The sequence below is a fragment of the Yinghuangia aomiensis genome, from assembly GCF_039542225.1.
Taxonomy (GTDB): domain Bacteria; phylum Actinomycetota; class Actinomycetes; order Streptomycetales; family Streptomycetaceae; genus Yinghuangia; species Yinghuangia aomiensis.
Window position 1 is genome coordinate 1 of sequence record NZ_BAABHS010000041.1, and the last position, 21,412, is coordinate 21,412.

The following is a 21,412-nucleotide window of genomic DNA, read 5'->3' on the forward strand; positions in this document are numbered from 1 at the left end:
CGCGGCATAGCCTTCCGAACCGACAAAACCCCCGACAGCTACCTCGCCGGACTCCACCTACGCGGCGCCATGATCTGGCTCCGCAGCCTCCCCACACGACCGTGATCCGAACCCAGAACAGGCCCTAGTGCTGCAACGACTGGAGCTGGTAGTACTCCTCCAGGCCGAACCGGCCGAACTCGCGTCCGGTACCGGACAGTTTCATGCCGCCGAACGGGGCCGCCGGGTTGAAGGCGCCGCCGTTGATGTCGACCTGGCCGGTGCGGAGCCGGCGTGCCAGGGCGACGGCCGACTCCTCGTCCGGGCCCCAGACGGCGCCCGAGAGGCCGTACCGTGTGCCGTCGGCGATCCGGATCGCGTCGTCCGGGCCGTCGTGGGGCAGGACGACGAGGACCGGGCCGAAGACCTCCTCCTGGGCGATCTCCGCGTCGGCGTCGACATCCGCGACGACCGTCGGCCGCACGAAGAAGCCCCGGTCCAGGCCCTCCGGGGCCCGGCTGCCGCCGGCCGCGATCCGGGCGCCGTCGGCGGCCGCCCGGTCGATGAACCCGCGGACCCGGGCACGCTGGGCGGCCGAGACGAGCGGCCCCTGCTTGGTCCCCGGGTCGCGCGGGTCGCCTGGGGTGAAGCGGGCCGCGAGCGCCGCGGCCTGCTCGACGGCCTCGCTGTACTGCGCGCGCGGCACGATCAGGCGGGTGAGAGCCAGGCAGGTCTGTCCGGAGTTGAGCAGGCAACTGCTCACCGTGGCCTTGACCGCGCGTTCGAGATCGGCCCCCGGAAGGACGACGGCGGCGGATTTGCCGCCGAGTTCGAGGGCTACCCGCTTGATCCCGGGCGCGGCCGCGGCCGCCACCGCCTGGCCGCCCTGAATCGAGCCGGTGAAGGACACCATGTCGACGTCGGGATGTCCCGCGAGCGCGGCGCCGACCTCCGGCCCGAGGCCGCTCAGCAGGTTGAACACCCCGGGCGGGAGGCCGGCTTCGGCGACGGCCTCGGCGAGCAGGTACGGCACGAGAGGTGCCACCTCGCTGGGCTTGAGCACGACGGTGCTTCCGCTGAGCAGCGCCGGGACGACCTTGCCGAGCGTCTGGAGCAGCGGATAGTTCCACGGCGTGATCGCGGCGACGACGCCCACAGGGGAGCGGCGCACGGTCGAGTTGCCGATGCGGACGGGGTCTTCGACGCCTCGCGCGGCGTCGAGGAAGCCCGTCACGGCGGCCAAGGGGAGATGGGTCTGCAGCTTGTCCGCGATCCGCAGCGGCGTCCCGACATCGTCGACCACGGCTTCGGTGAGGCGGTCGGCGCGGGCTTCGAGGGCTTTGAGCAGGGCGCCGACGGCGCCGATGCGCTCGGGCTGGGGGACCTGCGCCCAGTCCTCCTGTGCGGCATGCGCGGCCTCGACGGCCAGATCGGCGTCCGCCGGGGAACAGCGGGGCACTCGCGCGAGCAGTTCTTCGGTTGTCGGGTCGACCACGTCGATCAGCTCGTCCGTGGCGGGCTTGCGCCAGCGTCCTGCGACGTAGATCGCTTGCGGCGGGGAGTGGGACATCACGTCCTCCTGGTGCGGCGGAGTGCGGCGTTTCGTACGCCGGCAGCCTCCGCTCTTGACGTCGATCGCAATCATGTATTTCATGTGCATGAATTACAAGATCCCGGCCTCGCCGGACCGCCGCCCGTCCACCGCACTCCCGAAAGCGGTCCGCGGCTCCGCGTCCGGCACGACCCTGGAAGGCCCGCAGCCGTGTACGACGGACGCATCGCGCAATTCACCGCCCCGAACGAGCCGTTTGTGATCCGTGAGGTGTCTCTCGCCGGGCGCGGGCTGTTGCCCGGCGAAGTCCTGGTGAAAGTCACCCGGGCCAACATCTGCGGCAGCGACCTGCATGCCTGGCACGGCCGGTTCAACACCCGGGGCCTCGGCGGCAAGCTGCCGACCGTGCTCGGACACGAGATGGTCGGGGTGGTCGCCGGGCTCGGCGAGGGCGCGACGCACGACACCGCGGGCGGCGCCCTGGTCGAGGGCGCCCGGGTGGTGTTCCCGTACTTCTTCCCGTGCCTCACGTGCCGGTACTGCGTGACCGGACGGCGCGCCGGGTGCGCGCGGATGAGCATGGCGATGCTCGCCAGCAGCGCCGAACCTCCGTACTACGTGGGCGGATTCGCCGACTATTTCCTACTGCCGGCAGGCGCGCTGCTCTACCCCGTGCCGGACAGCCTTTCCGACGAGGTGGTCAGCGGGGCGAACTGCGCGCTGTCCCAGGTGATGCAGGCCTACGACCGGGCGCAGCTGACCTTCGGCGAGACCGTGGTCGTGCAGGGCGCTGGCGGGCTGGGCCTGTACGCGACCGCGCTGGCCAAGGCCCGCGGCGCCGCGACCGTCGTGGTCGTCGACGCGGTCCCGGAGCGTCTGGAGCTGGCCCGTGAACTCGGCGCCGATGCCGTGGTGGACATCGGCGCCGAGCCCGACGAACGCAAGCGGGTCAGGCGCGTCCAGGACCTCACCGACGGCGGCGCGGACGTCGTGATGGAACTCGTCGGCTCGCCGGCCGTGGTCGGCGAGGGCATCAAGATGCTGGGCCGCTACGGCCGGTACCTGAGCGTCGGGAACATCGGCCACGGGCAGACCTACCAGGCCGACCCGTCCCGGCTCACCCTCACCAACAAGAGCATCATCGGCGTGTCGCTGTACGAGCCCGACGCGCTCGGCAAGAGCCTGCGCTTCCTCGACTCCGTGCGCGACACGCTCCCCAAGCGCTGGCTGGAGAGCACGGCGTTCCCGCTGGCGGACATCAACGAAGCGTTCCGCGCGGCGGACACGCGCGAGGTGGTCCGGGCGAGCATCGTGCCCTGAGCCCCGGACCGCACCACCGCCCCGACACCCCCACAACCGGGGCATCCCGCCACGCGGCGGCCGCAGTCGCCGTCCACGCCCGCAGAAGGAGAAAGCATGAGCCCCGCCGGACCGGACACCCCCGATCTGGACTACTCCGTCGCCGACCACGTCGCCGTGATCACGCTGAACCGGCCCCACCACAAGAACGCCTTCACGCTGGAGATGGTGGACGCGTGGGCGGAGGCACTGTGGCAAGCGGAGCGCGACCCCGACGTACGCGTGGTCGTGGTCACCGGCGCCGGCAACGCGTTCTGCTCCGGCGTCGACCTGGACGTGTTCGCCGAGCGCGAGCGAACGCCCTGGTCCGAGAAGACCCTGCTCACCAGCCGTATCCACCAGGTCGCCTTCGCCGCCGAGGCGCTGACCAAGCCGTACATCGCGGCCGTCAACGGCGTCGCCGTCGGCGCCGGAATGGACATGGCCCTGATGGCGGACATCCGGATCGCCGCCGCCTCGGCGCGGTTCAGCGAGGGCTACATCCGCGTCGGGCTCGTGCCCGGCGACGGCGGCTGCTGGTATCTGCCGCGCATCGTCGGCACCGCGGCCGCGCTGCGCCTGCTGTGGACCGGCGACTTCGTCGGCGCCGACGAAGCACTCGCGCTCGGCCTGGTGAGCGCCGTCCATCCGGATGACGAACTGGGCAGCGCCGTGCAGGCGTTCGCCGCCCGGTTGGCCACGCAGCCGCCGATCGCCGTGCAGCTGATCAAGCGTGCCGTCCGCGAGGGCGAACGGCACGACCTGCGCACCGCGCTCGACCTGATCTCGTCACACCAGGCCGTCGTCACGTCCACGCGGGACTCGCAGGAAGCCATGGCGGCCTTCCGGGAGAAGCGGCCCGGCACCTACACCGGCCGCTGAGGAGGCACGATGACCCCGCAGGCGACCACCCGGACGACCCGGATCCCGCAGGACGAGCCCACGCTCGACGACCTGCGGCAACGGGTCCGCGACCTCACCGGCCGATGGCAGGACGAAGGCCGATACGAGCCCCGCAGCGACAACTGGATGCGCGGCTTCGACCCGGACTTCAGCCGCGAACTCGCCGGCCTCGGCCTCATCGGCATGACCTGGCCGCGCGAGGTCGGCGGCGGCGGACACGGCCAGCTCGCGCGCCTCGTCGTCAACGAGGAACTCCTGCGCGCCGGCGCCCCCGTCGCCGCGCACTGGATCGGCGACCGGCAGATCGGGCCGGCCGTCCTGCGGCACGGCACCCCCGAATTCCAGCGCGAGATCCTGCCCGGGATCGCCGAAGCACGGTTCGTCTTCTGCCTCGGCATGAGCGAGCCCGACGCGGGATCGGACCTGGCCGCGGTGCGCACCACCGCGACGCCCGCGGACGGCGGCTGGCGCGTCAACGGCCGGAAGATTTGGACGACCGGCGCCCACAAGGCCACCCACGCCTATCTGCTGGCCCGCACCGAACGCGGGGAGCGCAAGCACGAGGGACTCACCGAGTTCATCGTCGACATGGACACACCGGGTGTGTCGGTGGCGCCCATCGTCGACCTCGCCGGCGAGCACCACTTCAACGAGGTGGTGTTCACCGACGTCTTCGTTCCCGCCCACCGGGTGCTCGGCACGGTCGGCAACGCCTGGCGGCAGGTCACCGAACAACTGTCCTTCGAACGCGGAGGGCCCGAGCGCTTCCTGTCCACCTACCCGCTCCTCGCGCTCGCCCTCCGGCACGCCGGACCCGAACACAAAGCCCCGCTGGGCCGCCTGATCGCCCGCCTGGCGACGCTGCGCCGCCTCGCCCGGAACGTCGCGGCGAGTGTGGACGCCGGAGCCGCTCCCGTGGTCGACGCCGCGACGCTGAAGTACCTCGGCAACGCCTTCGAGAACGACGTGATCGCCTTCGCCCCTGCGTCATGCGGACCGGACCGGCCCGAACTGACCGCGGCGTGGGGCCAGGCGCTCCTCGCCTCCCCGGGCTTCACGATCCGCGGCGGCGCCGCCGACGTCCTGCTCTCGATCATCGCCAAACAGGAGACCCGCCCATGACCGACAACGCACGCGAGCTGCGGGAACTGGTCGCCGACGTGGTCGACGGCATGTCCTTCGACGACCGCGGCTCGGACCACTTGTGGGCGACCCTGTGCGACCTCGGCCTGCCCCGCGTCGGCATCGACGAGGCCCGCGGCGGATCGGGCGGCACCTTCGCGGACCTGGCGGTCGTCGTCCGCGCGCTGGCGGAGCAGGCGGTGGGCCTGCCGGTCGGCGAGAACGCGCTGGCTTCCTGGGTCTTGGCGCACGACCGCGCGGTCGACGGGACCGGCACGACCCTCGCCTTCGCCATCGACGGCGAGTACCGCGAGGACATGGCGGTCCTGCGCATCCCGGCGGTGCCGTGGCTGCGCCAGGCCGGAGGCGTCGTCGTCTACAGGGGTGGCGACGACGCCTCCTACGTCGAGACGGGCGAGGGCGTCCGGGTGGACGAGGCGGAGAACCTCGCCGGCGAACCCCGCGACACCCTGTCCGTCCTCGGCGCGGCCGGAACACCGCTGCGCGCCGCGCCGCCGATGCCGGACGTCCGCGGCCGGCACACGGTACTGCGCGCCGCCGCGGTGGCCGGAGCGGCGGAAGGCGCCTACCGGCTCACCCGCGACTATGTGATGCAGCGCGAGCAGTTCGGCAAACCGCTCGCCCGCATCCCGGCCGTGGCCGCCGGACTGGCCGGCATGAAGGTCGCGATCGTCCAACTCGACGCCGTCCTCGCCCGCGCCGTCGACCTGTACGGGACCGGCACCGGCACCGCGCTGCGCCCCCGAATCGCCGCGGCAGCCGCAGCCGCGGTCATCGCCGCCGACGCCGCCGCCGTCTGCGCGCGCACCGCGCACCAGCTCCACGGGGCCATGGGCGTGACGCGCGAGTATCCGCTGCACCACTACACCAAGCGCCTGTGGGCGTGGCCGGGCGAAGTCGGCTCGGAGACGCACAGCGCCGAATACCTCGGCGCCCGGGCACTCGCGGGCGGCGAAGCCGCGGTCTGGGACGAACTGACCGCGTAGGCGGCCGCAGTCCGGCACACGCACCGCTCACCTCCCCGGATCTCGTCCGAGGATCGGAGAACAGGACTCACCTGCCATGCCCCACCCCGCGCACCACCGCTTCGGAATGACCCTGCCCGTCCCGGCTCCGCTCGGCGAGCACCCTGCCATCGCCCGCAAGCTGACCGAAGCGGGCTACACCGACATCTGGAGCATCGAGGTCGACGGCCTGGACGGCTTCACTCCGCTCGCCCTCGCCGCGACCGGCGCGCCGGATGCCCACCTCGGGACCGCCATAGTCTCCCCGTTCACGCGCGGACCGGCACTGCTCGCGATGACCGCCGCATCGTTGGCCGAACTCGCCCCCGGACGCTTCCACTTGGGACTGGGTGCGGCCTCGCGCCCGATCGTCCACAACTGGAACGGTGCCGCCTACGACAAGCCGTATCAGCGCGTACGGGACACCGTCCGCTTCCTGCGCGCGGCGCTCGCTGGGGAGCGGGTCGCCGAACGCTACGAGACCTTCGAGATCCAAGGCTTCCGGCTCACCCGCCCGCCGCAATCGCCGCCGCCGATCTACCTGGCCGCGCTCCGCGAAGGCATGCTCTGCCTGGCCGGCCGCGAAGCGGACGGAGCCATCCTCAACTGGCTCTCCGCGGACGACGTGGCGAAGGTCGCCCCCTACGTCCACGAGGGCGGCCCCGGCAAGGAAATCGTGTGCCGGATGTTCGTCTGCCCCACGGCCGACGCCGACGCGGCCCGCACGGCGTTCCGCCGGATGGTCACTTTCTACCTCAACGTGCCCGGCTACGCCGCCTACCAGCGCTGGCTCGGCCGCGCCGACCAGCTCCAGCCGATGTGGGACGCCTGGGCCCGAGGCGACCGGCGCGGCGCCATGGCCGCGGTCCCCGACGCGTTGATCGACGACTTGCTGGTGCACGGCACGCCGGAGCAGTGCCGGGCGCAGATCCGGCGGTACGTCGACAACGGCGTCACCGTGCCGGTCGTCATGCTCGTCGACGCGGGCGACGGCGCCGACCCGGTTGCACAGGCGCTGTCCCTCGCGCCCGGCCGCCGGATATCGTGAGGGCGCCAAGATCCATGTGCGACGGCCGGTGCCCGGCCGACCCGACCGAGAGTGACGTCAGGTGGACCGCAACGCCGAGGGCCCCCGGACGGGAAGCCTCCCCGACGGGGAGGGCCGCAGCCGCGCGGTGGCCGAGGCGGTCGCGAGTGTCCTCCGGCGGCGCATCCTCGACGGCGTGCTCGAAGACGGCGACACGCTGCCCAAGCAGGACGTTTTGCTCGCGGAGTTCCGGGTGGGCCGGACCACGCTGCGGCAGGCGATGCGGATCCTGGAGACCGAAGGCCTGGTGACGGTGCGCCGGGGCAAGATCGGCGGAGCCGTCGTCCATGCGCCGCGCCCGCAGGACGCCGCGTACATGTTCGGCATGGTGATGCACAAGCGGCGGGTCCCGTTGGAGGACCTGTCGCTGGCCTTGCGTTCGCTGGAGCCGGTGTGCGTGGGTTTGTGCGCGCGGCGTCCGGACCGCGATCGCGCGGTCCTGCCGGAGTTGGAAGCGGTCCACGACGAGATGGTCCGGCACCTCGACGACGGCGCGGTGTACGTCCGTGCCACCAGGCGGTTCCACGAGGCCATCGTGCGCACCTGCGGCAACCAGACCATGCAGATCCTGCTGTCCGCGATCGAAGAGCTGTGGGGTCGGCAGGAGGCGCTGTGGATGAGCAAAGGGCTGCGTGAGACCGGCCGCACCACCCGGCTGGCCGGCGCTCTCGAACACGCGCAATTGATCGAACTCATCGCCGCAGGCGACGAGGTCGGCGCCTACCGTCTGGCGGTCCGCCACCTCGAAGGCGCGCACGCCTTCCCGTTGAGCACGCACGGAAGCCATCCGGTCGAGGCCGGGGAGCGTACCTCGGCCGACAAGGGGACGGCCTCGGCATTCTGACCGAGGCAAGGGGCCCGGGGTCTGGCTGTCTTGCACCCGTTTGAGGTGGAGTATCCGACGCCTGTGTGACCGGCATAACATAGCCATCTTTCAGTCGCCCGGTTGTCTCGTCTCGCGAATCATGGTCATGATAACCATGTTTTCTGAGGGGGATCCGTGCTGGCCGAGCGCCTGAGCCCCGGCCCGCAACCCATGGCCGTGAAGGGACTTCGATGACCGACGACAAGCGCGTCCTGTACATCTCCGCCGTCTACGACGAGGCCGAGATCGAGGCCGTCAACCGGGTGCTGCGCAGCGGGAAACTCGGCATCGGCGCCAACGTCGCCGAGATGGAGCGCCGGGTCGCGGAGCTGACCGGCAAGCGGCACGGGATCATGTGCAACTCGGGCTCGTCCGCGCTGTACCTCGCGGTCGAGCTGTTGGATCTGCAGCCGGGTGACGAGGTGATCACCTCGCCGCTGACGTTCTCCACGGACGTCGCGCCGATCGTGCGTGCGGGCGGTGTCCCGGTGTTCATCGACGTGGAGCCGGACACGTTCAACGTGGACGTGTCGCTGTTGGAAGCGGCCGTTTCGGACAAGACCAAGGCGATCCTGCTGCCGAACCTGGTCGGCAACGCCCCCGACTGGGACGTCATCCGCGAGGTCGCCGACCGGCACGGCCTCAAGGTCGTCGAGGACGGCTGCGACTCGCTCGGCCCCAAGCTGCGCGGCACGCCGACCGCGACGCGCGCGGACATCTCGGTCACCAGCTTCGCGCTGTCGCACATCATCACCGCGGGCGGCACCGGCGGCATGGTGCTCCTGGACGACGACGAACTGCGCGAACGCTGCCTGCTGCTGCGCCGGTGGGGCCGCCGTTCCGAGACGCAGGTGTTCGGCGGCGGCGGCGAGCGCAGCTTCTGGGAGGACCTGGACGGGATCGCGTACGACAGCGGGTTCATCTTCGACGAGCTGGGCTGGAACTTCGAGCCGAACGAGATCAGCGCCGCGTTCGGTGTCGAACAGCTCAAGAAGGTGCCGATCAACTTCGCCCGCCGGCAGCGCAACTTCAAGCTCTACAGCGACTTCCTCGCGCAGTACCCGCAGTACTTCATCCTGCCGCGCCAGCTGGAGGACCTGGAGACGGCCTGGCACACCTACACGTTCCAGATCCACCCCGACGCGCCGTTCACGCGCGCCGACCTCCAGCAGTACCTGGAGCCGCGCGGTGTCGACACCCGCACCGTGTGGACCGGCAACATCACCCGCCACCCCATGCTGAAGAACCGCGGCTACCGCATCGCCGGCGACGGTCTGCCGAACGCCGACCAGGTGATGCGCCAGGGCATCCTCGTCTCCGGCAACCACGGGCTCGGCGACGCGGACATCGCCCGCGTCACCGGGCACATCGCCGACTTCCTCAAGACGCTGTGAGACCGGGCCGGGCGCCCGAGCCGACCGCCACCCGGCGACGGCGCCCGGCCCCCCCGGCAGCCGGACGGCCGGGCGTGCCGGCCGAACACCCAGGATGAGAGGCCCACATGCTGCGCTTGCAAGACCGCGTCGCGGTGATCACCGGCTCCGGAGCCGGCATCGGCAAGGGCATCGCCCGCCGCTTCGCGGCCGAGGGATGCCGGATCGTCGTGAACGACATCCGCGACGCCCCCGCCCGCGCCGTCGCCCGCGAACTCGCCGACGAGTTCGGGGTCGAGACGCTCCCGCTGGTCGGCGACGTCACCGAACGGGAGTTCGCCGTGGGCCTGGTCGGCGCCGCGGTGGAGCGCTGGGGGCGGATCGACGTCCTGGTGAACAACGCCTGGGGCGGCGGCCGTACCAACCGCCTGGAGAACAAGACCGACGAGATGTTCGCGCACGGTCTGAACATGGGGCTGTGGGCGGGCTGGTGGACGATGCGCGCCGCATTCGAGCCCATGCGGACCGCGGGCGGCGGTTCCATCATCAACATCTGCTCCCTGAACGGCGTGAACGCGCACCTCTACACAGCCGAATACAACGTGGGCAAGGAGTCCCTGCGCGCGCTCACGCGCTCCGCGGCCCGGGAATGGGCCGGGTACCAGATCCGCGCCAACGCCATCTGCCCGGGCGCGAAGACCGAAGCATTCGCGGCGTTCGCCGCCGCCAACCCGGAACAGGCCGCCGCCGCGGAAGCGAACAACCCCATGGGGCGGATGGGCGACCCGGAGACCGACATCGGCGGCGCGGCGCTCTTCCTGGCCTCCGACGACTCCCGCTACGTCACCGGCAACACCCTGTTCGTCGGCGGCGGCAGCCACATCAACGGTGTCGTGTGGCGGCCGACCCCCGAAGAAGACCGCGAGGCGTCGTGAACGACGCTCCCCGTGCCGGGGCCTCGGACGCCGTATTGGCCGGCCGCGTGGCGCTGGTGGCCGGAGCCAGGGCCGGGATCGGCCGCGCCACCGCACTCGCCCTCGCCGGGGCGGGCGCCGACATCGTCCTCGCCGCCCGCCGACCGGGCCCGCTGTGCGAACTCGCCGACGAGGTCCACGACACCACCGGACGCCGCACGGTCGCCATCCCGGCCGACATCGGCGACGCCGACAGCGTCCGGGCCATGGTGGACCGAGGGGCCGCCGAACTCGGGCGCCTGGACGTCGTCGTGAACGTGGCCACCTACAACCCGGGCGGCGTCTTGCAGGACCTGGCACGCGACGAGTTCCGCCGGGCTTTCGACATCAACGTCCTGGGAGTACTCGAGGTCAGCCGCGCGGCAATTCCCCACCTGCGTCGATCCGGCGGCGGATCGATCGTGCAGATCAGCAGTGAGGCGCCACGGCTGAAACCGGCCGGACTCGGCGCCTACGCCGCGACCAAAGCCGCCATGGAGACCACGTCCGCCGTCCTCGCCCGGGAGGTCGGGCCCGACGGGATCCGCGTCAACGTGGTGGCTGCCGGAAGCACCGACAACACCAAGCTGTCCGCGTGGATCGACGAACTGGCACGGGAACGGGGCACGACCGCCGCGGAGGTGCGCCAGGGGATGGCCGAGGAGACCGCACTCCGGCGCATCACCCTGCCCGAGGACATCGCCGCGACCGTCCTCTTCCTCGCCTCTCCGGCGGCACGCGGCATCACGGGAACAGTGACCCGGGTGAGTTCGGGCCTGCTCCTCGAACCGTGACCACGACGCGAACCTCAAGCCGCACAGGGGGAGTACAGATGTCACCTGCCCGTCCCCGAACCCTGCTGGTCCCCGAACTGGCTGCAATCGTGGCCGCAACGCCGCCAAGCGTGCCGCTCACGAGAGCATCGCTCGCCGCGACGCGGGAACGCGTCCGCGCACACATGTCCGCCATGGCGCCGCCGCGCGCGGTCCACTCGGTCGTGGAGCGCGGCGTCCCCGGTCCCTCCGGTCCGATCCCCATGCGCGTCTACCGCCCTCGCCCCACGCCGGGCCTGCCCGTCCTGGTGTACGCACACGGAGGCGGCTGGGTCATGGGTGACCTGGATACCCACGACGCGCTCTGCCGGGAAATCTCTCTGCGCGCCGACGTGGTGGTGGCCGCGGTCGATTACCGGCTGGCACCCGAGCATCCCTTCCCGGCGCCGTTGGAGGACTTCCACGCGGCCGCCCGGTGGGTCGTCGGCAACGCCGCGCAGCTCGGCGCCGACCCCGGCCGGGTCGCCGTCGGGGGCGACAGCGCGGGCGGGAACCTCGCCGCCGCGGCGTGCCTGCTCGCCAGGGACCGCGGCGAACCGCAGTTCGCGTTGCAGTGGCTGTCGTATCCGGCGTTGGACGGGGCATCGGAACGACGCTCGTGGGAGACCTATGCCGACGGACCGATGCTCACCGTGGACAATGCGCGGACCATGTGGCGGATGTACGCAGGGCAGGCCGATCTGCGTGAGCCGTACCTGTCGCCGCTGCACGCCGACAGCCTGGCCGGGCTGCCGCCCGCTCTGGTCGCCACTCCGCAACACGACCACGGCCACGACGACGCCGCGGCGTTCGCGCAACGCCTGCAAGACAGCGGAGTGCCGGTCGAGTTCGCCTCGTTCGAGGGGCTGTGCCACGGCTTCCTGCCGCTCTTCGCGCAGGTCCCCGCCGCCATGGACGCCTTGGACCTGTGCTGTGACTTCCTGCGGTCCGCGCTGAACGCCTCCGGCCCGACCGGGCAATGAGCACGGGCGCACCGACAAGGCCCTCGATTTTGCGTCCTCCCTATGTTAATTGTGATGGCGGCGTGGCGAACGGATCGTGATCCCCCGGGAGGGCCCATGACGGTCGTGGACGTGGATACACATTGGGAGATCAGCCGATTCGCCCCCGGGCAGCACCCGCTGGAGCCTTGGCTGGACTCGGCGGGTCGTGACCGGGTCGAGCAACTCGCGCACGGCATCGCGGGGGACCTGCTCGACGCGCTGCCCCCGCGGCGACGACCGTCCGGAAGAACGCTGATGCCCGGCCTGGTGGAACTCGCCGAGCGCCGCGGCGGGCCCGTCGTCCTGCACCCCGAGCACGACTCCACGGCCGGCGAGCGGGTCGCCTGGATGGACCGCGTGGGCATCGACCACTGCCTGGTCAACCCCGGCGGCTACGCACAGACGCTCCAGTTCCTCGGCCCCGACCGCGCAGCGGGAGCGGCGCGGTGCAACGACTTCCTCGCCGAGCAACTGGCCGACCATGCCGATCGCCTGCACGGGGTCGCGCTGCTCGACCTGTCCGACCCGCGGGCTGCCGTAAAGGAGTTGGAACGCGCCCGGAACCGCGGCCACCGCGCCTTCCACCTGTACACCGTCAACGGCCGCCCGCCGGCACCGACGCCGCCCGGCCACCCCGATTGGGACGACCTGTGGACGGCGGCCACACGCCTCGGCATGCTGGCGTTCATCCACGTCGGCAACACCGCGGCCGACTTCGGCGGCTGGGCGGACATCGGCTGGGACAAGCCCGGCGGAGCCGGCGTGACGGCCCTGACACGCCTGGCCAACACGCAACGCGTCCACGTCGCCCAGAACCTGCTGGTCTCCCTGCTCTACGGCGGCGTCTTCCACCGGCACCCGGACCTGACGGTATGCCTGGAGGAGATGAAGGTCGCCTGGATCCCTTCCTTCATCGAGATGTGCACACGCCAGTCCCTCCCGTCCCCCGGACTCGGCGACTGGCCGTTCCCCATCAGCGGCGGCGACATGCTGCGCCGCAACGTCCGGTTCACGCCGCTGCCCGGCTTCGGCGACAGCGAAGCCCTCGACATCGTCAGCCGGTACCCCGAACTGGGCATGTTCTCCTCCGACTACCCGCACATGGAGGGCAACGCCGACCCCGTCAACGTCTACGGACCGCGGCTCGACACCATCGACGCCGACGTGCGCCGCCGTTTCCTCGGCGGCAACGCCCGCGAAGCCTTCGCCCGCACCGGCGACCCGCTCTGAGCCGGCAACCGGCGTCAGTCCAGGGCGGCGGCGATGGCGGCGGCCCGTTGTTGGAAATACCCGACCCATTCCGGGTGGGGGAAGATGTGCGTCTTGCGCGCGGCCATTCCGCGGACGACGAGGTCGGCGATCTCGGCCGTGGAGATACCGGCCTCGATGTTGCGGTAGGTCGCCTCGCGGCGTTCGTCGAGGTCCGGGTCGGTCTGGCTCCGCGGGATGTGGCCCGCGGGCGCGTTGCGCTCGTCGTGCCGGATGTCCGTCGCGGTGTAGGCGGGACACAGGACCGAGACGCCGATGTGCGGGTACTCGACGGCGAATTCGGCGGCAACGGACTCCGACAGAGCCACGACGCCGGCCTTCGAGGCGTAGTACGGACCCATGTAGGGGCCGGTGACGAAACCGGCCATGGACGCCGTGTTGACGATATGGGCCTCGTCCTGTTCCGCGAGTACGGGCAAGAACAGACTGCATCCGTGGATCACACCGTGCAGGTTGACGCCCAGCGTCCACTCCCACGTCGCCAACGTGGTGCGTGAGAAACGCTGGAGCCCGCCGACACCCGCGTTGTTGCACAGCACGTGCACGGCGCCGAACCGGGCCACGGCGGCATCCCGCAGCGCCTCGACGGACGAAGCGTCGGACACGTCCGTGCGCACCGCCAAGACCTCACCGTGCGCGGCAAGAGACTCGGCGGCACGCTTGAGCGACGCCTCGTCGTTGTCGGCGATCACCACGCGCATTCCTTCCTTCAGGAAGCGCGTGGCCAGGCCGAGGCCGATGCCGTTGGCGCCGCCGGTGACGACTGCCACCCGGCCGTTGAGCGTCTGCATGGGGGAGCTCTCGCTTTCCTGTGGTCCTGCGTGTCCTACGGGCCGTCGCCGGTGCGGCTCAGCGCGCCCGTGTCGCCGACTGCCCGCTCGGTGCGGCCAGTCCCAGTGCCGAGGCGGCGTTGCCGTACACGACGGCGTGCCGGGCATCCTCGGCGAGCGGGGTGAAGTCGGGGAGGTAGTCGACGGGAGTGGCGCGTCCTTCGCCGTGCGGCCAGTCCGAGCCGAAGACGACCTGCTCGGGGCCCAGGAGGTCGACGAGATCGGAGACCTCCGCGTCGAAACCGGGGCTGAGATAGGGGGCGATGACGATGTGCCGGCGGAAGATCTCGCTGGGGCGTTCGGCGACGAATCCGCCGATCCACTTCGCCCCGCGCGCCGGGTCGTCGACGAAGCCGTGCGCCACGTCGATGTCGCGCAGGAACGGCTCGACCCACAGCGAGCCGTTCTCGATGCTGAAGATGCGCAGGTTCGGGAAGCGGCCGAACAGGTTGTGGAAGATCATCGCCGCGATGGTGTCGGTCACCGGGCGCGTGGCGAAGCTCAGATACCACTGGAGGCCGGAGAAGGTCCGGTGGCTCGCGTCGGGGTCCTCGCCCCAGGCGGCGCTCATCATGCGCTCGTAGCCGCTGACCGAGATGTGCAGGCCGACCGGGATGCGGGCCTCGTTCACGCGGGCCCAGAACGGATCGAACCTCGGGTGTGCTGGGGACAGCCCGCCGACCGGGCCCTTGCGGACCAGGATCATGCGCGCCCCGGCCGCCAGGACGCGTTCCAGCTCCGCGACCGCGGCGTCGACGTCCAGCAGCGAGATGAACGGCGGCGCGAACAGGCGCCCTTCGTACGCGAACCCCCAGTCGTCCTCGACCCAGCGGTTGAACGCGCGCATCGCCGCGGCGGCCGTCTCGGGTTCGTGGGTGAGCTCGGCGTCCCAGGCCAAGCCTGCCGTGGGCAGCATGACCGCCGCATCGATGCCCCACTGGTCGAGCAGACGCAGGCGTGTGGTGCGGTCGCGGAACTCTGGTGTGTCGGTGGGAACCAGCGCGAGCGGGGCGGCCGGACCGCCGCCGCTGCGCCGGTCGAACATGGCGCCGGGGGCGAGCGTGACGTCGCGCACCCAGCGCTCGAAGCCGATCGTGCGGCCGCCGGCGCGCCACTCGCGGGCGCCGTTGCCGGTGGCCACGGGGCGGGGCACACGGTCGGCGAAGCGCCGCTCGACGTGGCGCGTGCAGCAGTCGTCGGCCTCGTAGTAGTGCTGGTCGATGTCGATCACCGGGCTCGTCCAACGGCGGCCGTCGGGCTCGGAAGCGCCCATGGATGGCCTCCCCTCCTGAGAACGTTACGGCAAGTTAAGGTCTGAGGATGCAAGACGCAAGGGCCTCGAACCGGCGGATCGCGGCCCCCGCGCCACGGCTTCCGCGCCCGGGTCCGCGGACCCGGGGCCGGCGGCGCGGCGTTACGATGCGTGCGTTCGCCGCCGGTCGACCGCGGCGCCAGGAAAGGACAGGTGTATGCCGGCCGACACGCCCCCGTCCCGGTTCCCCGGCGGCGGCGGCAGCCTGCGCGACCCGCGCGCCCACCGCGCGGCACTCGACGCGGCCGTCGAACTGCTGGCGGAAGTCGGCTACGCCGGACTGACCATGGCCGCGATCGCCGCGCGTTCCGGAGTCAGCAAGCCGACGCTGTACCGCTGGTGGCGCAACGTCGCCGAGCTCGTCCACGAGGCGATCTCCGAACCGGATTCCGGCATCCCGCCGGACACCGGCGATCTCGAAACCGATCTCCGGAGCTTCGTCACCAGGCTGGCCGCGTACTACGCGCGACCCGAGGTCGCGGCCGCCACGCCCGGCCTGATCTGCGACCTGATGGGTCCTCAGGCCCCGCGCCCGGCCGCGGCCTACCCGGCCAACAACGTCTACTTGGACCGCGTCAACGGCATCTTCGCGCGCGCGGCGGCCGACGGCCGCCTGCGCCCCGACGCCGACACCGGGGCCGCCGCCAACATGGTGATCGGCGCGGTGGTCAGCGAAGCCCTGGGGCGGCTGTGGTCCGGCCGCCCTCCGATCGACGACCCGGGCAAGACGGCCGAGGGCATCGTCTCCGTAATCCTGCGCGGGTTGGCCGCCCCGGATGCGCAAGGCGCGGCCGACGAGGGGTGATCTCATCCCGAGTCTTGGTGGCGGTGGGGGCCGCGCGGTCTCCTGCGTCGAGCGTGCGGGGCGGTCGGCCTGCATGCCCGACCGCCCCGCGCGTGTCCGCAACGCGGCCGGCGTCAGACGCGCGAAGCGATGAACTCCGCTGCAGGGACGCTGTGTTCGGGCTGGGAGTAGGCGCCGTGGGCGTTGGCGTCCCAGCCGCCCCCGCAGATCGGGTCGCCGGCCGCGCAGTCGTCGAGCGTGCGCGGCTGGTAGGTCCCGGTCACTTGGCGGTAGGTCGGGAAGCCGCGGATGGGGTTCCCGTACAGCACGACGGCCTTGACCCTCGGCTCGATGTTCGCCGGGACGACCGCGACCGTGGGCCCGCCGACGAGAGCGCCGTCGCTGCCGACGCCGATCGCGTTGTCGACGACGTTGGCGCCCTGGGAGTAGCCGGCGAGCACGAACACCTGGTTCGGGCAGGAGACCGCTTGGCTCTTGACATGCTCGACGAGGTCCCAGTTCCCCACCGAAGCGGACCACGGTTCCAGGCTCGCCGGGTAGTTCACGCGGTAGTAGGAGAGGGCTTTACCGGTGATCCGGGCGCCGAGAGCCGCGACCAAGGCGTCGTAGACGGGCTCCGGGCCGGTATTGGACGGCGTGCCGCTGCCACTGAGATTGGTGCCCGTGGCGTAGACGACGTCGATGTCGGCGCAGCTCGCGGCGACGGCCTGCGGAGAGGTGGCGGCGGTGAGTGCGGTCGCCGTGAGCGCCGCGGCGACGGCGGCGGCGAGCTTGGCGGTGGCGCGGTTTCGTGGCATCGAAGGCCCTTCCTTGGGGGTCGGGTGCGGCCTGTTCGGTCGGTGCATAGGCACAGTGCTAGCCCGCGGATCGGCCGACGGAGGCGTCGACACCACCGCCGATCGGGTTACGACGCCGCTTGCTGGAGCCCGTGGGTGATCGCGTCGAGGACCGGTTTGGCGGTCGAGGTACCGCCCGCGGCCGGTGCGAAGTGGCTCATCGGCTGCCAGAACGTGACGCTCGAGTCCGGTGCCCAGGGGCGGATGCCGGCCAGGGAACCGTCGGTTGCGCCCCACGCGACGAGGTCGCGGTAGAAGTCGTACTGGCCCTGCGTCGTCAACGGGTATCCGGAGACCGGGGTGTTCCACTCCAGGGGAGCGGTCATCGTGCCGGAGGGGTAGCCCGTTTCGGCGATGAAGACCTGCTTGCCGAAGGTGCTGTGCAGCGACTGGCTGGAGTTCTTGAACGCGGCCAGCTGGTCGCCGTACTGAACCGACGTCGGGTAGTAGGACGTCCCCAGCTGGTGGACGTGGAAGCCGGCGTCGTCCATGGCCTTCCAGAACGCCTCGGCGAAACCCGGGTACTGCATCGCGATGACGCTCGTGTGCGAGCTGAACTTCGCCTGCGGGTCGACCCACCGGATCCCTTCGCTCACCGCGGCGAGCAAGCGGCCGGTGTGCGGCCAAAGGTGCGTCCGGAGCCAGGAGATGCGGTCGCTGTCGGACATCTGCAGGAGGAGGGTGTAGACCTGCATCTGGCCGATGGCCGGGTCGACGGCGTCGGGGGCGCTGTAGCTCCAGTAGTCGGTGGAGGCGGTGAAGCCGCGAGGTGCGACGCCCGCGACGCCGAACTCCACCTCGTTGCCGATATCCCAGACGTTGACCTTGACACCGGTGGCGAGGATCTGACTCGCGGCCATCGCGCCGTACATGCGTAGGGCGTACACCATTTGGTTCACCGTCAGGCTTTCCCAGGGGCCGGGGAGCCAGATCAGCGGGTAATCCGAGAAGTCGGGGCCGGGCTGGTGGGAGACGTCGCCGTAGACGCCCCACAGACCGAGCTCGACGTTGAGCGGGAGACCCAACTTCTTGGCGAGACACGCGCGTTCGATGACGCGCTGGAAGCCTTGCTCCCCGTTGTTGGCCGTGGCCACGCGCCGGGTGGCCATGCGCGCGTACATCTCGGTGCTGCCGTGCGCCATGTACAGGCGTTGGAGCTGCTCGGGGGTGGTCGCCGTGCGGGTGCCGTCGCCGAGAGCGACCTGGGCGAGCACGTTCTCGGTCTCCGGGCTGAGGGACAGCGAGGTCCGGAACGGCGCGGTGGGCGTGGACGTCGCGGCCGTGGCGTCCGCGGCGGAGGCGGTCGCGGCGCCCGCGGTGCCGTGGAGGGCTCCCGCGGCCACCAGGCCGGCCGCGGCGGACATGCCGAGGAATCCGCGGCGGCTGAGCCGTTCGGTGCCGGTGCGGTCTGCCGCGGGCACGGGGAAGTCATTCATCGATGCGCGGTCGCTTTCGCTCGGGTGCGGGCTCGCACGAAGCAGGGGAAAGGACGAGCGGGAATGAAACGATTCACATCCCTGCCGAGCCGTCGCGTTCGCGGATTTCGGCGGGTTGCGTCGGGGAGCGTACCGGCCGCGCCGTGCGGATGCCAGGCCAACTGGGCGCCGCTGTCGAGGAATTCGCGTATGGCATACGGCAACGTTCGCGACCCGGGATTCGCACCCCCGGATGCCGTGCCGGGAGACTCCGTCCGGCGGTGGCGTCGACCCCTTGCACGTGCTAGTGGACGGGGTTAGCATGGCTGCGATTTTTGAACTAGCACGTGCTAACCGGCATGCATCGCGGTGAATGCGGACGCGGCGCAGCCCGGCCCGCCATCGCGACACAGCCGATCGCCAACCCGGGAGGTTTCCTGTGGCACCCGCCTGGCAGGCGTCCTTCGTCGCCGCGCCGCCGCGCGACGGATCCGCCGCCGTGTATTTCCGCCGCGAGTTCGGCGCCGACGCCGCGCCGCGGCGCGCCACCCTGCACGTCACCGCGATCGGCATCGTGGAGCCGTACCTGAACGGCGTCCGGGTCGGCGACGAGGTGCTGGCGCCGGGCTGGACCTCCTACCGCCACCGCCTCCACGTCAGCACCTACGACGTCACCGGCCTCGTCACCGCCGGACCCAACGCGGTCGGCGCCATCGTGGGCGACGGCTGGGCGGTCGGCAGGCTCGGGTACGAGAACCGGAGCAACCACTACGCGGACCGTCCCGCGCTGTTCCTCCAGCTGGAACTGGAGTACGCGGACCGCACGGACGTCATCGGCACGGATCCGGACTTCACCGCCGGCACCGGAGCCGTCCTCGCCAACAGCCTGTACGACGGCGAGGAGTACGACGCCCGCCTCGAACCGGTCGGCTGGAACCGCCCCGGCTTCGACGACGGCGCCTGGTCGCCCGTCGAGCCCTTCGCCTGGGACCCGGACACGCTGGTCGCGACCGGCGCCCCGCCGATCCGCCGCATCGAGGAACTCGCCCCGGTCGCGATCACGACCAGCCCCGGCGGCAAGACCATCGTCGACTTCGGGCAGAACATCTCCGGCTGGGTACGCATCACCGCCGACGGCCCCGCCGGCGAAACCGTGACGCTCCGCCACGCGGAAGTCCTCGTCGACGGCGAACTCGGCACCCAGACGCTGCGCACCGCGGCCGCGACCGACCGGTACACGCTCCGCGGCGGCGGCCCGGAGACGTGGGAGCCTCGCTTCACCTTCCACGGCTTCCGCTACGCCGAGATCGACGGCTACCCGGGCGAGCTCGCCCCCGACGCCGTCCGCGCGATCGTCGTGCACAGCGACATGACCCGCACCGGGTGGTTCGCCACCTCCGAACCGCTGCTGAACCAGCTGCACGCCAACGTCGTGTGGTCGATGCGCGACAACTTCGTGGGCGTCCCCACCGACTGCCCGCAACGCGACGAACGGCTGGGCTGGACCGGCGACATCAACGCGTTCGGCCCCACCGCGGCGTTCCTCTACGACGTCCGCGGCGTCCTCGGCTCCTGGCTGGAGGACGTCGCGGCGGAGCAGCGGGAGAAGGGCTTCGTGCCGTGGGTCGTCCCGGATGTACTGTCGGCGCCCTCGTCGCCGACCGCCCTGTGGAGCGACGTCGTCGTCAGCCTCCCGTGGACGCTCTACCGCGAGTACGGCGACCCGGAGATCCTGCGCCGCACCTACCCGGCCATGACCGCGTTCGTCGGGAGCGTCGAGGCGCTGCTGGACGAACACGGGCTGTGGAGCTCCGGATTCCAGTTCGGCGACTGGCTCGACCCGGACGCGCCGGGCGACAACCCGTCCGGCGGCAAGACCGACCGCCATCTGGTCGCGTCGGCCTTCCTGTGCCGGACCACGGCCCAGGTCGCGGAGATCGCGGAGCTGCTCGGCGAAGACGAAGACGCCGCCCGCTTCACCGCGCTGGCGCGGCGGGTGCGGCGCGCCTTCCGCTGGGAGTTCGTCACCGCAGCGGGGCGGCTGGTGGGGGAGTCGGCGACTGCCTACGCGCTCGCCCTCTGCTTCGGCCTCCTCGAGCCGGATCAGGAACGCCGGGCGGGGGACCGGCTGGCGGAGATCGTGGCCAAGGCCGGCTACCGGATCGCGACGGGCTTCGCCGGCACGCCCTTCGTGGCGGACGCACTCAGCCGCACCGGACACCTGGACGAGGCGTATCTCCTGGTGTTGGAGACCGGCTGCCCGTCGTTCCTGTACCCGGTGACGATGGGTGCGACGACGATCTGGGAGCGCTGGGACTCCGTCCGCCCCGACGGCTCCCTGCACCCGGACGGGATGACGTCGCTCAACCACTACGCGCTGGGCGCCGTCGCCGACTGGCTCCACCGGGTCGTCGGCGGTCTCTCCGCCGCCGAACCGGGCTATCGCGCCATGCGCATCGCCCCGCGCCCCGGCGGCGGACTCACCCACGCGACCGTCGAACACGACACGGTGCACGGACGGGTGTCGGTCGCCTGGCGGATCGAAGGCGTGCACGCGACGTTGCGCGTCACGCTGCCCGAGGACACCACCGCGTCAGTCGAACTCCCCCTGCATCCCGATGGGTTGGTCGTGGAGGTGGGCGCGGGTGAGCACGCCTGGGAGTACGACCTCTCCGAGCCGTACGGCACCCGTGCGGCGTTCGACATGGACACGCCGCTGCGGGCCCTCGCCGACGATGCCGCGGTGTGGCGGGCGGTGACCGAGGTCTTCGCCAAGCACCTGCCCGGCATTCCCATCGACGGCAAGGCCCCGGAAGCGGCGGGGATCTCGCTGGCCAAGCTCCTCGACCTGATCCCGGGCGACACCCCGGAGCTGGCCGCGGACCTCCGCACGGCGATCGGCGTCTGACCGCGCGACGCGCCGGGCTTCCCC

Annotated in this window: 18 protein-coding genes; 13 read left to right on the plus strand and 5 right to left on the minus strand. The window is 71.5% G+C overall.

Features of this window, described 5'->3' with window-relative positions; all coding sequences use genetic code 11:
- Window positions 1–124 precede the first annotated feature (124 nt).
- Complete coding sequence (locus tag ABEA93_RS35800; RefSeq protein ID WP_345680113.1) at window positions 125–1,633, minus strand: aldehyde dehydrogenase family protein; 1,509 nt, start codon at window positions 1,631–1,633, stop codon at window positions 125–127.
- Between the two features lie 108 nt (window positions 1,634–1,741).
- On the opposite strand from ABEA93_RS35800, the gene ABEA93_RS35805 reads away from it, so the two are divergent.
- The 11 genes from ABEA93_RS35805 (at window position 1,742) to ABEA93_RS35855 (ending at window position 13,243) form a co-directional block, all read left to right on the plus strand.
- Complete coding sequence (locus ABEA93_RS35805; protein ID WP_345680114.1) at window positions 1,742–2,851, plus strand: zinc-binding dehydrogenase; 1,110 nt, start codon at window positions 1,742–1,744, stop codon at window positions 2,849–2,851.
- A gap of 96 nt (window positions 2,852–2,947) precedes the next feature.
- On the plus strand, window positions 2,948–3,751 hold the full coding sequence (locus tag ABEA93_RS35810) for an enoyl-CoA hydratase/isomerase family protein (protein WP_345680115.1): 804 nt from the start codon (window positions 2,948–2,950) through the stop codon (window positions 3,749–3,751).
- Window positions 3,752–3,760: 9 nt separating this feature from the next.
- Entirely contained in the window at window positions 3,761–4,894 is a 1,134-nt protein-coding gene (locus ABEA93_RS35815) for an acyl-CoA dehydrogenase family protein (protein ID WP_345680116.1), read from the plus strand.
- Complete coding sequence (locus tag ABEA93_RS35820) at window positions 4,891–5,901, plus strand: acyl-CoA dehydrogenase family protein (protein ID WP_345680117.1); 1,011 nt, start codon at window positions 4,891–4,893, stop codon at window positions 5,899–5,901. Before ABEA93_RS35815 ends, ABEA93_RS35820 begins: the two co-directional genes overlap by 4 nt.
- 76 nt (window positions 5,902–5,977) lie before the next feature.
- Window positions 5,978–6,967 carry an LLM class F420-dependent oxidoreductase gene (locus tag ABEA93_RS35825; RefSeq protein WP_345680118.1) on the plus strand — a complete coding sequence of 330 codons (990 nt, stop codon included), beginning with the start codon at window positions 5,978–5,980 and terminating at the stop codon, window positions 6,965–6,967.
- A gap of 61 nt (window positions 6,968–7,028) precedes the next feature.
- Complete coding sequence (locus tag ABEA93_RS35830) at window positions 7,029–7,850, plus strand: FadR/GntR family transcriptional regulator (RefSeq protein ID WP_345680119.1); 822 nt, start codon at window positions 7,029–7,031, stop codon at window positions 7,848–7,850.
- A 212-nt stretch (window positions 7,851–8,062) separates the two neighbouring features.
- Window positions 8,063–9,265, plus strand: coding sequence for a DegT/DnrJ/EryC1/StrS family aminotransferase (locus ABEA93_RS35835; protein ID WP_345680120.1), 1,203 nt, complete (start codon window positions 8,063–8,065; stop codon window positions 9,263–9,265).
- Window positions 9,266–9,372: 107 nt separating this feature from the next.
- Window positions 9,373–10,179, plus strand: a complete 807-nt coding sequence (locus ABEA93_RS35840) for an SDR family NAD(P)-dependent oxidoreductase (protein ID WP_345680121.1) — start codon at window positions 9,373–9,375, stop codon at window positions 10,177–10,179.
- On the plus strand, window positions 10,176–10,991 hold the full coding sequence (locus ABEA93_RS35845; protein ID WP_345680122.1) for an SDR family NAD(P)-dependent oxidoreductase: 816 nt from the start codon (window positions 10,176–10,178) through the stop codon (window positions 10,989–10,991). The genes ABEA93_RS35840 and ABEA93_RS35845 overlap by 4 nt, the downstream gene beginning before the upstream one ends.
- Window positions 10,992–11,101: 110 nt before the next feature.
- On the plus strand, window positions 11,102–11,992 hold the full coding sequence (locus tag ABEA93_RS35850) for an alpha/beta hydrolase (protein ID WP_345680123.1): 891 nt from the start codon (window positions 11,102–11,104) through the stop codon (window positions 11,990–11,992).
- A 96-nt stretch (window positions 11,993–12,088) separates the two neighbouring features.
- Entirely contained in the window at window positions 12,089–13,243 is a 1,155-nt protein-coding gene (locus ABEA93_RS35855) for an amidohydrolase family protein (protein WP_345680124.1), read from the plus strand.
- Between the two features lie 14 nt (window positions 13,244–13,257).
- Here the strand turns inward: ABEA93_RS35855 and ABEA93_RS35860 are convergent, their stop codons facing one another.
- The gene (locus ABEA93_RS35860; RefSeq protein WP_345680125.1) at window positions 13,258–14,073 is read right to left on the minus strand and encodes an SDR family NAD(P)-dependent oxidoreductase; all 816 of its coding nucleotides are present in this window, start codon (window positions 14,071–14,073) and stop codon (window positions 13,258–13,260) included.
- Window positions 14,074–14,131: 58 nt separating this feature from the next.
- The gene (locus ABEA93_RS35865; protein WP_345680126.1) at window positions 14,132–15,385 is read right to left on the minus strand and encodes an amidohydrolase family protein; all 1,254 of its coding nucleotides are present in this window, start codon (window positions 15,383–15,385) and stop codon (window positions 14,132–14,134) included.
- A 196-nt stretch (window positions 15,386–15,581) separates the two neighbouring features.
- On the opposite strand from ABEA93_RS35865, the gene ABEA93_RS35870 reads away from it, so the two are divergent.
- Window positions 15,582–16,229 carry a TetR/AcrR family transcriptional regulator gene (locus ABEA93_RS35870; protein WP_345680127.1) on the plus strand — a complete coding sequence of 216 codons (648 nt, stop codon included), beginning with the start codon at window positions 15,582–15,584 and terminating at the stop codon, window positions 16,227–16,229.
- A 113-nt stretch (window positions 16,230–16,342) separates the two neighbouring features.
- On the opposite strand, the gene ABEA93_RS35875 is transcribed toward ABEA93_RS35870, so the two are convergent.
- Window positions 16,343–17,026 carry a cutinase family protein gene (locus ABEA93_RS35875; RefSeq protein WP_345680128.1) on the minus strand — a complete coding sequence of 228 codons (684 nt, stop codon included), beginning with the start codon at window positions 17,024–17,026 and terminating at the stop codon, window positions 16,343–16,345.
- 107 nt (window positions 17,027–17,133) lie between these two features.
- The gene (locus tag ABEA93_RS35880; protein ID WP_345680129.1) at window positions 17,134–18,501 is read right to left on the minus strand and encodes a glycosyl hydrolase 53 family protein; all 1,368 of its coding nucleotides are present in this window, start codon (window positions 18,499–18,501) and stop codon (window positions 17,134–17,136) included.
- Window positions 18,502–18,919: 418 nt separating this feature from the next.
- Between ABEA93_RS35880 and ABEA93_RS35885 the strand changes: the two genes are divergently transcribed.
- Window positions 18,920–21,388, plus strand: coding sequence for an alpha-L-rhamnosidase (locus ABEA93_RS35885; RefSeq protein ID WP_345680130.1), 2,469 nt, complete (start codon window positions 18,920–18,922; stop codon window positions 21,386–21,388).
- Window positions 21,389–21,412 lie beyond the last annotated feature (24 nt).